This is a genomic window from Sphingomonas cavernae (genome assembly GCF_003590775.1).
Taxonomy (GTDB): domain Bacteria; phylum Pseudomonadota; class Alphaproteobacteria; order Sphingomonadales; family Sphingomonadaceae; genus Sphingobium_A; species Sphingobium_A cavernae.
In genome coordinates this window covers 496,149-508,698 of the sequence record NZ_QYUM01000002.1, presented here as the reverse complement: position 1 = coordinate 508,698, position 12,550 = coordinate 496,149, and the positions used below count along the sequence as shown (strand labels likewise).

Genomic DNA, 12,550 nt, shown 5'->3' with positions numbered 1-12,550 from the left:
AGAAAAATGACCGGCAAGGGAGACGCTGATGACGGGGGCGATCGGGGCCGCGGAAGAGAAGCCGCGTGGCCAGAGCGAAAGGCTGGTGATCCTCGCCTCGTCGCTTGGCACCGTTTTCGAATGGTATGATTTCTATCTCTACGGGCTGCTCGCCACGATCATCTCGGCGCAGTTCTTCTCGGGCGTCAACGAGACCACGGGCTTCATCTTCGCACTCGCCGCCTTTGCCGCGGGCTTTGCGGTGCGGCCGTTCGGCGCGCTCGTCTTCGGGCGGATCGGCGATCTGGTGGGCCGCAAGAACACCTTCCTCGTCACCATGGGGATCATGGGGCTTTCGACCTTCGTCGTCGGACTCCTGCCCAGCTATTCCGCGATCGGCGTCGCCGCGCCCGTCATGCTCGTGCTGTTGCGGCTGCTTCAGGGACTTGCGCTCGGCGGAGAATATGGCGGAGCGGCCACCTATGTCGCCGAACACGCACCGCCCGGAAAGCGCGGTCTTTTCACCAGCTTCATCCAGACCACCGCGACGCTGGGGTTGTTCGCGGCGCTGCTCGTCGTGATCGGCACGCGCACCTGGCTGGGAGAGGCGGTCTTCGCCGATTGGGGCTGGCGAATTCCCTTCCTGATCTCGGTGCTGCTGCTCGCCGTTTCGCTATGGATCCGGATGCAACTCGAGGAGAGCCCGGTGTTTCTGGCGATGAAGGCCGAGGGCAAGGGTTCGACCGCGCCGCTTACCGAAGCCTTTGCGCGCTGGTCCAACCTCAGGATCGTGCTGATCGCGCTGTTCGGCGCGGTCGCTGGGCAGGCGGTGGTCTGGTACGCGGGACAGTTCTATGCGCTGTTCTTCCTCGAAAAGACGCTGAAGGTCGATGGCGCGACCGCCAATATCCTGATCGCGATCGCGCTGGCGCTCGGTACCCCCGCTTTCGTCTTCTTCGGCTGGCTTTCGGACCGGGTGGGGCGCAAGCCCATCATCATGATCGGCTGCGCGCTCGCGGCGCTCACCTATTTCCCGCTGTTCGACGCGCTGTCGAAGGCCGCCAATCCCGCGCTCCACGCCGCGCAGAGCGCGGCCCCCGTCACCGTCGTCGCCGATCCGGCGCGCTGTTCCTTCCAGTTCGACCCGATCGGCCGCAACAGGTTCGAAAGCTCGGGTTGCGACGTCGCCAAGTCATGGCTCGCCAAGGCAGGCGTCAGCTACGGCAACAGCGCAGCGCCGGGCAGCGAGGCGAGGGTCGTGATCGGCGAGGAGTCGATCGCCTATACTGGCGATCCGGCCGGCTTCCGTGAAGAGCTGGACGGCGCACTCACCCGTGCGGGCTATCCTGCCCGAGCCGACAAGGACGCCATCAACAAGCCGCTGGTCGTGATGATCCTCACTATCCTCGTCCTCTATGTGACGATGGTCTATGGCCCGATCGCGGCTTTGCTCGTCGAGCTGTTCCCGACACGCATCCGCTACACCTCGATGTCGCTGCCCTATCATATCGGTAACGGCTGGTTCGGGGGCTTTCTTCCTACCACGGCCTTCGCGATGGTCGCGGCGACGGGGGATATCTATTACGGCCTCTGGTATCCCGTGATCATCGCCGCGCTTACCGTGGTCATCGGGCTAGCGCTGTTGCCCGAGACCTTCCGGCGCTCGCTCGACGAATAGCCTGTATCGCCGCGCGCGCAGGCGCTATAAGCCGGCGCGCAAGCCAACCGCAGAGTAGTTGAAGAATGTCCCTTCGTCCCTGGCGCGATATTGCGCGCCGCACCTCGCGTCAGATCATGGTCGGGAATGTTCCGGTCGGCGGCGATGCGCCGGTCAGCGTTCAGACGATGACCAACACGCTCACCTCCGATCCCAAGGCGACGATCGACCAGATCCGTCGCTGCGAGGAAGCGGGCGTCGACATCATCCGCGTCTCCTGCCCCGATGAGGAATCGACCGCGGCCTTGAAGCAGATCGTCCGCGCCGCGCGCGTGCCGATCGTCGCCGACATCCATTTCCACTACAAGCGCGCGCTGGAAGCCGCCGACGCGGGCGCCGCGTGCCTGCGTATCAATCCGGGCAATATCGGCTCCGAAGCGCGCGTGAAGGAAGTCGTCGACGCCGCCAAGGCCAATGGCTGTGCGATCCGCATCGGCGTCAACGCCGGCAGTCTTGAGAAGGACCTGCTCGAAAAATATGGCGAGCCCTGCCCCGAGGCGCTGGTCGAAAGCGCGCTCGATCATATCAAACTGCTCCAGGATCAGGATTTCCACGAATACAAGGTCGCGGTGAAGGCGTCCGACGTCTTCCTTGCGGTGTCGGCCTATATGGGGCTGGCGGAAGCGGTGGATTGCCCGTTGCACCTGGGCATTACCGAGGCGGGCGGGCTGATCGGCGGCACCGTGAAATCGGCGATCGGGATCGGCAACCTGCTCTGGGCCGGGATCGGCGACACGATCCGCGTCTCACTTTCGGCTGAGCCCGAGGAAGAGGTGCGCGTCGGCTATGAAATTCTGAAATCGCTCGGCATCCGGACGCGCGGCGTCCGCGTCGTCTCGTGCCCGAGCTGCGCGCGTCAGGGTTTCGATGTAATCCGAACCGTCCAGGCGCTCGAGGAACGGCTCCAGCACATCCACACGCCGCTGTCGCTCTCGGTGCTCGGCTGCGTCGTCAACGGCCCCGGCGAGGCGCGCGAGACCGATATCGGCATCACCGGTGGCGGCAATGGCAAGCACATGGTCTATCTCTCGGGCGTGACCGATCACCATGTCCAGGACGCCGACATGATCGAGCACATCGTGAAGCTCGTCGAAGCCAAGGCCGCCGAGATCGAGGCGGAAAGCACCGATGCTGCAGTGGCCGACGCGGCGGAATAGCCCCACTTAACGATTGAATTACCTGCGCCCGCTACCGTGTTCCGACGGGATTTGCGGGGGTTGTGGTGTCGGCGAGAGCGATCTTTCTGGTCATTGGCGCAGGGACGCTGGTCGGTCTGGCGTGGCCGGGCAGCGAGACCGCGCCGTCAGCCACATTGTCCAATGGCGACGATCCCGCCGCCTACGCGCGCGCCACCGACAAGGCGCTCGATACTGTCCTCAAGCGTCAGCCAAATGGTCATTTCTATGTCGATGCGCTGGTCAACGGCCGCGTTGTGCACTTTCTCGTGGATACCGGCGCATCGACCGTGGCGCTGACAGAGGAAGACGCGACGCGCGTCGGCTTCAAATTTTCCGACGATGAATATGAGGTGGTAGGCCGTGGTGCCGCGGGCGAGTTGCTCGGCAAGCAGATCTCGATCCGTCATGTCGCGATCGGCCAGAAGGAAGCCTGGGACATGCGCGGCGTAATCCTCGACAACAGCGAAGTGTCGCTCCTCGGTCAGAACGTGCTCGGCCAGATCGGTTCGGTGCAGATCGCCAATGACCGGATGATTTTGCGCTGATCTCGTTGCAAAGGCGAGACAAGCGTGTCCGGCGCCGCTATCTCGCCACCCATGAGTCAGCACGCCAGCCCCGTCCAAGCCTTTGGCGTAGCGACGCTCGGCATCGCCGTATTCTCCGCGATGGACGCGATCATGAAGGGGCTGTCGATCGAGATCGGTGCCTATAACGCGATGCTGTGGCGCTGCGTGTTCGGGCTGGCGATCGGGATTCCCATGTTCGTGCTGATGCGCAAAAGCTGGCCTGCGCGCCCGGTGCTGGTGCTGCATTTCTGGCGCGGGGTGACCGCAGGGGGATCGGTGCTGCTGTTCTTCTGGGGGTTGGCGCGGGTGCCGATCGCGCAAGGCGTGGCCTTGACCTTTGTCGCGCCTCTGGTCGCGTTGATCCTTGCCGCGGTGATCCTCAAGGAAAAGGTGGGCAAGAGTGCGATCTTCGCCTCACTGCTCGCCTTTGCGGGCGTGCTCGTGATCCTTGCTGGCCAGGCCGAGGCCGATATGGGCCCCGACGCGTTTCGCGGAGCGATCGCGATCCTGATCGCGGCGGTCCTCTACGCCTTCAACCTCGTCGTCGCGCGGCGCCAGTCGCTTGTCGCCGATCCCGTCGAGGTCGCGCTGTTCTTCAATATCGTCGCGGGAGCGCTCTATGCGCTCGCAGCACCGTGGCTCGCGATCGTTCCGACGACCGCGCAGATGCCGCTGCTGATGGTGTCGGCGCTGTTCGCCTTCGTATCGATGATGCTGCTCGCCTGGGCCTATGCGCGCGCCGAGGCGCAATATCTGCTGCCCGTAGAATATACCGCGTTCATCTGGGCGGCGCTGCTCGGCTGGTGGTTCTTCGATGAAGGCGTGTCCACCTTAACCGTCGTCGGCGCGCTGATGATCGTAGCCGGGTGTCTGCTCGCCGCGCGCAAACGCCCCGAGCCCGTCACGCATCCGGAGGCCGCATTATGATCGAGGAAATCAACTGGCATGTGAAGCAGGCGCTCTACAAGCGGTTGTGCCGGCCCGTGCTCGCGACCCCGCCGATCCGGCCGGTCGATGATGGCGTGGTGCTGTTCTCGATGATGGGGAGCGCGGTGCTCATTCCTTATCTGGTCGCGGTCAAGTCGCTCCACCACCATCTGCGGCGCGGGCGCGTGATGCTGCTCGACGACGGTACGCTGACCCCTGACGATCGCGCGATCCTCAAGGCGCATCTCGGCGATCCCAAAATCCTCTCGATCCACGATGTCGATGTCGGGCCGTGCCCCAATGGCGGCACATGGGAAAGGTTGCTGACGCTGCTCGATCTGAGCGCGGACAACTACATGATCCAGCTCGATTCGGACACGGTGACGGTGGGGCCGGTACCGGAACTTGCCGAGGCGATCGATGCCAATCGCAGCTTCACGCTGCTTGGCGAATCCGACATTGTTCCTGCGGTGCTGCCTGTGCCCGAGTTCGTTCGCGAGCATTTCCCTCAGGGCACCGAGGGTGTCTCGCTGAGCCAGAGCCATGTCCAGCGCGCGACCGAGTCGGTGATGGACCGGCTGGAAATCCCCGGGTTGGCAGCGCCGCGCTATGTCCGCGGCTGCGCGGGTTTTGCAGGTTTCGCGCGCGGCGGCGACCGGGGCCTCGCGACCCGTTTCTCTCAAGCTGCCGAAGCGGCTGTGGGCCGCGCGAAATGGTGCGAATGGGGGAGCGAACAGGTCGCATCCAACTTCGTCGTCGCAAATGCCGCCGATCCAGTGCTGTTGCCCGCCGATCGCTACGTTAATCACTGGAACACGCCGCTTCCCGGGGACTCACGAATGATCCACTTCATCGGCACCTATCGCTTTCACGGCATGGAATATCTCGCACGCTCGCGCGCTGCGATCCGCGCGCTCGGCGAGAGGCAGGCGGCATGAGCCTCGCCATCCGCGCGGCCACGCGCGCCGATTTGCCGATCATTCACGGCTTCATCCTTGCGCTCGCCGAATATGAGAAGCTGGCGCATGAGGTTCGCACCGACGTGGCGCTTCTCGAACGCAACCTGTTCGGGCAGCACGCCTATGCCGAGGTCCTGATCGCCGAACTGGATGGCGGCCCCGTTGGCTTTGCGCTGTTCTTCCACAATTTCTCGACCTTCGAGGGCAAGCCCGGCATCTACCTCGAAGACCTGTTTGTCGCGCCCGAGGCGCGCGGGGCGGGGGCAGGGCGCGCCTTGCTCGCGCGGCTCGCCGCGATCGCGATCGAGCGCGAGTGCGCCCGACTCGAATGGTCGGTGCTCGACTGGAACGAACCCGCGATCGGATTCTATCGCGCGCTGGGCGCGAAGCCGATGGATGAATGGACCGTCCAGAGGCTCGATGGCGATGCGCTCAGGGCGCTCGCAGCGGCATGAGCGTGGACACGGGCCTAGTCGACTGGGTTGGCGAGGCGCTCGCGCCGATGGGCCATGTGACGATGCGCCGTATGATGGGCGGCGCGACGCTTTATCTCGACGGCGTCGTCTTTGCGATCGTCGCCGACGACCGGCTCTGGTTCAAGGCGGATGCGACAAGCGATACGCGCTGGGACGGTGCAGGCTGCGAGCGCTTCACCTTCGTGATGAAGGAGGGGAAAGTCGCCAGCATGAACTACCGCGCCGCGCCCGATGCGGTGTATGATGATGCCGACGCGATGCGTGAATGGGCCGCGCTGGCACATGAGGCCGGGCTGAGAGGCGCCGCAAAGAAGAAACCACGGAAGCCGAAAGCGTCTTGACGTCATTCGCGCTTCCATGCGGCAAACTGTGGCGTCTATAGGGCGAGCAGCAGAATTGGAGTTCACAATGTTCCGGCGGATTGACGACAGCATTTCGGTTGCCTCGCAGATGACGACCGATCAGGTCGCGGCGGCGAAGGCGGATGGGGTGACGATGATCATCAACAACCGCCCCGATGACGAAGAGGCCGGACAGACCAATGGCGCAGAAATCGCGGCCGCGGCCGAAGCTGCGGGTGTCGCCTATCGCGCCATCCCCGTTACCCATGCGGGCTTTTCGGCGAACCAGCTCAACGAGATGAACGCCGCACTCGATGCCGCGAACGGCCCCGCGCTCGCTTATTGCCGTTCGGGCACGCGCTCGACCTATCTCTGGGCGCTGGCGCGCGCGCAGCGCGGCGATGCGCCCGATACGCTCGCGGAAAAGGCCGCGGGCGCAGGCTACGACCTTTCCTCGATCCGACCTATGCTCGACGCGCTCAGCGGAGGACGATGAACTGGCTTTTGCTGGCGGGATCGCTGGCCGGGGTTTTGGGGCTCGCGCTTGTCGCGCGGCTGCTCGGGCTGGGCGAGGAAGCGCGGATCGTCAATGCGGAGCATGCGCTTGCGGTGGCGGACGAGGTCGATAGCGGCTTCGATCCCGTTGCCGTGGCGGTCGATCGCGCGGGCTACGCGGCGCTGCTCCGCGATCGCGTAGGGCAACTGCTGCTGATCCGCGCGCATGGTGGGCATTTTGTCGGTCGGCGGCTGATGCCTCCGGTCGAGGCGCGGCTCGATCGCAACCAATTGACGCTGACCCCCGATGATCCGATGTTCGGTTCGGTAACGCTCAACCTGGGTGCACATGCGGCGGAGTGGGCCAGCCGCATGCGCAATATGGGCGATGTGGGGACGATGACCGATGCCTGACCTGCCCGATCCGGTGAACCTTGCGGTTCCTGCGTTCATCTCGCTGGTGCTGCTCGAGATGCTGGTCGCGCGGATTCGCGGCCGGCACCGCTATGATCCGAAGGATACGTTGACGTCGCTCGCGCTGGGGCTGGGCAGCACGATCGCGGGCGTGCTCAGCGCGGGCGCGGTGATCGGCATGGCCTGGTGGTTCTGGAATCACCGGGTATTCGACATCCCCTATGTCTGGTGGGCATGGGGCCTTTGCTTCGTGCTCGACGATCTGGCTTATTACGCCTTTCATCGTTCGGCGCACCGCGTCCGTTGGTTCTGGGCGAGCCACGTCATCCACCATTCGAGCCAGCACTATAATCTGTCGACCGCGCTTCGGCAGACCTGGACGGGGTTCCTCAGCCTGGCTTTCATCTTCCGCCTGCCGCTGTTCCTGATCGGCTTCCCACCTGCGATGGTGCTGTTTTGCGGTGGCATCAACCTGATCTACCAGTTCTGGATCCATACCGAGATGATCGGCCGGATGCCGCGCTGGTTCGAGGCGGTGATGAACACGCCGTCGCACCACCGCGTCCACCATGCGACCAATCCGCGCTATCTCGACAAGAATTATGCCGGGGTCTTCATCGTCTGGGATCGGATGTTCGGCAGCTTCGTGCGCGAACACGATGACGATCGCCCGCGCTATGGCATCGTCAAGAACCTGGGCAGCTACAATGTGCTGTGGGCCGCGTTCCACGAATGGGCGGGCATCGCCAAGGACGTGTGGAAGGCGCCGGGGATCGGCAACAAGCTGCGCTACATCATCGCGCCGCCCGGCTGGAGCCATGACGGATCGCGCGATTCGAGCGAAACGATCCGCGCGCGCTGGCACGCACGGCTGCAGCATGATGGGTGAACCCGCGATCGAGGTCGTTGAGGGAAGCGCAGTCGAGCAGCACGGCGCCGAGCTTGCCGCGCTGTGCCGCGTGATCTTTGCCGATTTCGCGCCCGAATATCTGCTGGGCCGGCTGTCTCACCTCGACGGCGCCGCGCTGTTTTCGGCGCATGATGCGGAGGGGCGGCTGATCGCATTCAAGCTGGGCTATCGCCGCGGCGAGACGCTGTTCTACTCTTGGCTTGGCGGGGTTCATCCCGACGCACGGCGCAAGGGGTTGGCAAGGCGGTTGACCGAGGCCCAGCATCGCTGGGCGCGCGAGCAGGGCTATTCGCATGTCGAGACGCGAACGCGTGCGGGCAACAACGCGATGATCATCCTCAACCTGCAATGCGGCTTCTCGATCGTGGGGTTCGAGCTCGACAAGGCGGGGATTCCCGTCGTGATCCAGCGCGCCGAACTGGCCTGATGCGGTCATGAAAAAAAGGGCCGGCGCGTCGCCACGCCGGCCCCGGATCAGAGTGCGTTTGCTCAGAAGCCCTTGCGGACGGTAAGCCCGATCGTACGCGGCTGGCCGACCTGGAAGCCCAGGCGCGCGCGCCCGCCGCGTTCGCGGTCGAATGAGAGCAGCGCGCTCTCGTCGAGCAGATTGTTGACGTAGAGGGTGATCCCAAGCTCATTGTCGAACTCGAGCCCGGCGCTCAGGTTGATGAGCTGATAGTCGGGCAGCTTCAGGTTGAGCGTCGTCGCGGCAGTTGCGGGCATGCCCGCAAAGGCGAGGTTGTGGACAAAGGTCCGCGGATTGAGTTCCTGATCGGCAGGCTGGGTGAAGCGGCTGCCGACATGCTGGAACGACGCCGAGAAGAAAGCCTCGTTGCCGTCATTGTCGATCGGGAAACTATAGGTCGCTGCGGCTGCCATCTGGAACTTGGGCACTGTCGGCAGGCGGTTGCCCTCACGGATACCCGTGTTTGTCGCAAAGGGTTCGGGCAGCGTCGAGTCGAACTCGGCTTCCACCCAGCTTCCGGATAGCGAGAGGTCGAGCCCGGTGACCGGCGTCGCGGTAAATTCCGCCTCCAGCCCCATCGTGTGCGCCTTGGGCACGTTGAACACGATGCGCGACGAGCAGGACCCTGCGTCGAGCGTCACCTGGAGATTCTTGATGTCGGTGTAGAAGCCCGCGGCGTTGAAGGTGAAGATGCCCGTCTGCGCCTTGACGCCGGCCTCGTAGTTCCACAGCGTTTCGTCGTTATAGTCCTGGAAGCCGCCGAAGAGGGCAAGGTCCGCCGGCGTGCAGATCGGCACGTTGAGCGGGTCGTTGACGCCGCCTAACCGGAAACCCTTGGATACTTGCGCATTGAGCGTGATGTCGTCCGATGCTTCGTAGCTCAGCAGGAAGCGAGGCGTGATTCCGCTCGATGACGTCTTGTCGCGACGATTGTCTCCGCCCGAAAAGACGCCGCCCGAAATGAAACGCCGCGTCTCGTTGTACGCATAATAGCGGGCGCCCGCGGTCGCGGTCAGCGCACCAAATTCGTAGCTCGCCTCACCGAAAATCGCGAGCTGCTGGAGGTTGTAGGGCAGGTTGGCGTTATAGGGCGAATCGGGGCCAAAGCCGCTGGCGCCCGCTGCCGCTGCGCCTGGGCCGTTGACCGCATCGTAGAACGCGTCAAAGCCCGGCGTTGGCAGGCGCTGGAGATAATCGCGAGCGGCGTCGGTGTAGAAGCCGCCGACCAGCCATTGAAAGGGCCCCGTGCCGTTGGAGGCGAGGCGGATTTCCTGCGAGATCTGCTCGAGATCGGTCGTGTCGCGAAGATTTGACGGAAGCAGGACCGCTGCATTGGGCAGGCCGAAGTCGATCGTGATGCTGCCCGTGAGCGAGCTGGCGTCTCGGCTGACGAGGATGTCGCGATTGATGTAACTGGTGATCGAGGTGATATCGATCGGCCCCGCGCTGACGTTCATCGTCAGATCGGCGAGCATGAACTCGTCCTGGAACGCTTCCTTGAGCAGCAGATATTGCTGACGCTTGTCGAAGACGACCTGCGGGCGCGTCGTCGTGAACTGGTTGGCGTAGAGATTGTAGACCTCCTGGCGGTTGAAGCCATCGGTCGAAATCTTCTGATAGACGAGGCGGGGGACGATCGTGAAATTGTCGCTGGGCTGGATCAGGAAAGACAGGCGTCCGCCTGCGCGCCACCCGTCGTTGATGTTCTTCGCCTCGCTGTCGCCCTCGCGCAGCGCGTCGATGAAGCCCGCATATTGCGTGTAATACCCCACCGCGCGCACCGCGAAGCCATCGACGATGGGCAGGTTGATCGCGCCCTTGATATGGCCGCCGAAATCATCCTCGTCGACCATGTTCACATTGGCTTCGACCTTACCCTCGATCACGTCGACCTTGGGCTGGTTGGTGATGTAGCGCAGCGTGCCGCCGACCGATCCCGAGCCGAACAGCGTGCCCTGGGGGCCGCGGAGCGTTTCGACGCGGTTGAGGTCGAACAGGTCGATATCGGGCGTGAACAGCGAGAGCGAGATCACCGACTCGTCGAGATAGATGCCCACCTGCTCTTTCACGCCGGGCTGGTCGCGTACGATCTGGCCGGCCGAGACGCCGCGGATGGACACCTGACTCTGGCCGGGCCCGAGGTTCTGGATGGTGAGGCCGGCGACATTGCGCGACAGATCCTCGATCGTATTCGCGTTGGCGCGTTCGATATCGGCTTCGGTCTGTGCGTTGATCGAAAAGGGCACGTCCTGGATCGTCGAGGCGCGCTTGGTGGCGGTGACGATGATCTCTCTGCCTTGGTCGACGGCTTCGGGCTGCGGATCCTGCGCCGCGGCGGGTGTCGCCGCCGCCATCAGCGCTGCTACACAAGTCCCTGCAGTAAGACGATATTTTGCGAAAGTTGAGTCCAGACAACCAGACATAATATTCCTCCCTGCGCTTATTTTTGTTGCCTTGTAATAAAATTATGCGCGCGCGGTCACAACCACACCCCCGCGATTTTGGTCGGGGCGTGGCTTTTCTGCATCAAATGAAAAAAGGGCCGGTGTGTCGCCACACCGGCCCAGTCAGTTCGCAGGAGGAACTCCTTGAGGAGGGCGCGCCCGGGGAATAGGTGGGCCGCCCTCCAAACCTGTCAGTAGTTGTAGGCACGCTCGTTGTGCGAGGCGAGGTCGAGACCTTCGCGTTCGGCCTCTTCGCTCGGGCGCAGACCCATGGCCTTGTCGACGATGAAGTAGAGGATCGCCGAACCCACGCCCGACCAGACGAGCGTCAGCGCTACCGCCTTGATCTGGGTGAGGACCTGCGCGCCCATGTCATAGGTGCCGACGACGGCGGGCATCACGGTGTAGTCGAAGAAGCCCTGGCCGCCGAGCGCCGGGTCAGCGACGATACCCGTGCCGATCGCGCCGATGATGCCACCGACACAGTGAATGCCGAACACGTCGAGCGTATCGTCATAGCCAAGCTTGTTCTTCACCGTGGAGACGAAGAAGAAGCAGATCGGCGAGACGATGAGGCCGAGCACGATCGAGGCCATCGGCGCAGCGAAGCCCGAGGCCGGGGTGATCGCGACAAGGCCGGCGACCGCGCCCGAGACCGCGCCGAGCAGCGACGGACGGCCATGCTTGATCTGTTCGACGATAGCCCAGCTTACTGCGGCCGCAGCGGTCGCGACGAAGGTGTTGATGAACGCCACCGCGGTCACGCCATTGGCTTCGAGGTTGGAACCGGCGTTGAAGCCGAACCAGCCCACCCACAGCAGCGATGCGCCGATCATCGTCATGGTCAGCGAGTGCGGCGGGGTGGCTTCCTTGCCGAAGCCGATGCGCTTGCCGATCATGAGGCAGCCGACGAGGCCGGCAATGCCCGCGTTGATGTGGACGACGGTGCCGCCCGCGAAGTCGAGCGCGCCCCAGCCCCAGAGAAGGCCATGATCGCCGGGCGTGGTCGGCAGGAAGTCCGGACCCGCCCAGTACCAGACCATGTGCGCGATCGGGAAGTAGACGACGGTCAGCCAGAGCACCGTGAAGATCATCAGCGACGAGAACTTCACGCGTTCAGCAAAGGCGCCGATGATGAGCGCGGGCGTGATGCACGCAAAGGTCATCTGGAACACCACGAACGCATATTCGGGGATGTAGACGCCGTTGGAGAAGGTGGCGGCAAGGGTTGTGCCGTCAACGCCCTGCAGGAAGAGCTTGCTCAGGCCGCCTATGAAGCTGTTGCCGCTGGTGAAGGCGAGGCTGTAGCCCCAGGTGACCCAGACGAGCGCGGCGATCGAGACGATCATGAAAACCTGCATCAGCACCGAAAGCATGTTCTTGGTGCGGACAAGGCCGCCATAGAACAGTGCGAGGCCGGGGATCGACATCATCAGCACCAGCGCCGAGGAAATCAGCATCCAGGCGGTATCGCCCTTGTTGACCATGTCGGCGGTCGGCGTGAACGCGGCCGCAGCCGCGGGTGCGGCTTCGGTTACCGCCGCGGCGGCGTTGCCCGCGGCTTCGGCGACATTGGCCACCGCAGTGTTTGCCCAGGCGGGCATGGCGGCAAGGAGCGACGCGCCGATCGCGCCCGCACTCGCCACTATCTTTCTGGAAGTCGTCATCTTTCCCCCTT

13 protein-coding genes are annotated in these 12,550 nt (G+C 63.9%); 11 read left to right on the top strand and 2 right to left on the bottom strand.

The genetic code is table 11. The features are described 5' to 3' along the window. Window positions 1-28: 28 nt before the first annotated feature. From D3876_RS02710 to D3876_RS02660, 11 genes are all read left to right on the top strand, one after another. A complete protein-coding gene (locus D3876_RS02710; protein WP_119759561.1) occupies window positions 29-1,657 on the top strand; it encodes an MFS transporter in 1,629 nt (542 codons plus the stop codon). Window positions 1,658-1,722: 65 nt separating this feature from the next. Then, entirely contained in the window at window positions 1,723-2,853 is a 1,131-nt protein-coding gene (gene ispG / locus D3876_RS02705) for a flavodoxin-dependent (E)-4-hydroxy-3-methylbut-2-enyl-diphosphate synthase (protein ID WP_119759560.1), read from the top strand. Between the two features lie 65 nt (window positions 2,854-2,918). Further along, window positions 2,919-3,419: a retropepsin-like aspartic protease family protein gene (locus D3876_RS02700; protein ID WP_182911845.1), complete on the top strand. Its 501-nt coding sequence runs from the start codon at window positions 2,919-2,921 to the stop codon at window positions 3,417-3,419. Window positions 3,420-3,443: 24 nt separating this feature from the next. Next, window positions 3,444-4,367 (top strand): DMT family transporter, encoded by a 924-nt coding sequence (locus D3876_RS02695; protein ID WP_338014303.1) that lies wholly within the window; start codon window positions 3,444-3,446, stop codon window positions 4,365-4,367. Further along, window positions 4,364-5,305 carry a hypothetical protein gene (locus tag D3876_RS02690; RefSeq protein ID WP_119759557.1) on the top strand — a complete coding sequence of 314 codons (942 nt, stop codon included), beginning with the start codon at window positions 4,364-4,366 and terminating at the stop codon, window positions 5,303-5,305. The genes D3876_RS02695 and D3876_RS02690 overlap by 4 nt, the downstream gene beginning before the upstream one ends. Next, window positions 5,302-5,781, top strand: a complete 480-nt coding sequence (locus tag D3876_RS02685) for a GNAT family N-acetyltransferase (protein ID WP_119759556.1) — start codon at window positions 5,302-5,304, stop codon at window positions 5,779-5,781. The genes D3876_RS02690 and D3876_RS02685 overlap by 4 nt, the downstream gene beginning before the upstream one ends. Beyond that, a complete protein-coding gene (locus D3876_RS02680) occupies window positions 5,778-6,143 on the top strand; it encodes a TfoX/Sxy family protein (RefSeq protein ID WP_119759555.1) in 366 nt (121 codons plus the stop codon). Before D3876_RS02685 ends, D3876_RS02680 begins: the two co-directional genes overlap by 4 nt. 67 nt (window positions 6,144-6,210) lie before the next feature. Continuing rightward, entirely contained in the window at window positions 6,211-6,639 is a 429-nt protein-coding gene (locus D3876_RS02675) for a protein tyrosine phosphatase family protein (RefSeq protein ID WP_119759554.1), read from the top strand. Beyond that, window positions 6,636-7,052, top strand: a complete 417-nt coding sequence (locus tag D3876_RS02670; protein WP_119759553.1) for a hypothetical protein — start codon at window positions 6,636-6,638, stop codon at window positions 7,050-7,052. The genes D3876_RS02675 and D3876_RS02670 overlap by 4 nt, the downstream gene beginning before the upstream one ends. Continuing rightward, window positions 7,045-7,941, top strand: coding sequence for a sterol desaturase family protein (locus D3876_RS02665; RefSeq protein WP_119759552.1), 897 nt, complete (start codon window positions 7,045-7,047; stop codon window positions 7,939-7,941). The genes D3876_RS02670 and D3876_RS02665 overlap by 8 nt, the downstream gene beginning before the upstream one ends. Then, entirely contained in the window at window positions 7,931-8,389 is a 459-nt protein-coding gene (locus D3876_RS02660) for a GNAT family N-acetyltransferase (RefSeq protein ID WP_182911844.1), read from the top strand. The genes D3876_RS02665 and D3876_RS02660 overlap by 11 nt, the downstream gene beginning before the upstream one ends. A 62-nt stretch (window positions 8,390-8,451) precedes the next feature. Here the strand turns inward: D3876_RS02660 and D3876_RS02655 are convergent, their stop codons facing one another. Both D3876_RS02655 and D3876_RS02650 read right to left on the bottom strand, forming a co-directional pair. After that, window positions 8,452-10,782, bottom strand: a complete 2,331-nt coding sequence (locus D3876_RS02655) for a TonB-dependent receptor (protein WP_238475210.1) — start codon at window positions 10,780-10,782, stop codon at window positions 8,452-8,454. Window positions 10,783-11,063: 281 nt separating this feature from the next. Beyond that, a complete protein-coding gene (locus D3876_RS02650) occupies window positions 11,064-12,539 on the bottom strand; it encodes an ammonium transporter (protein WP_119759549.1) in 1,476 nt (491 codons plus the stop codon). Window positions 12,540-12,550 lie beyond the last annotated feature (11 nt).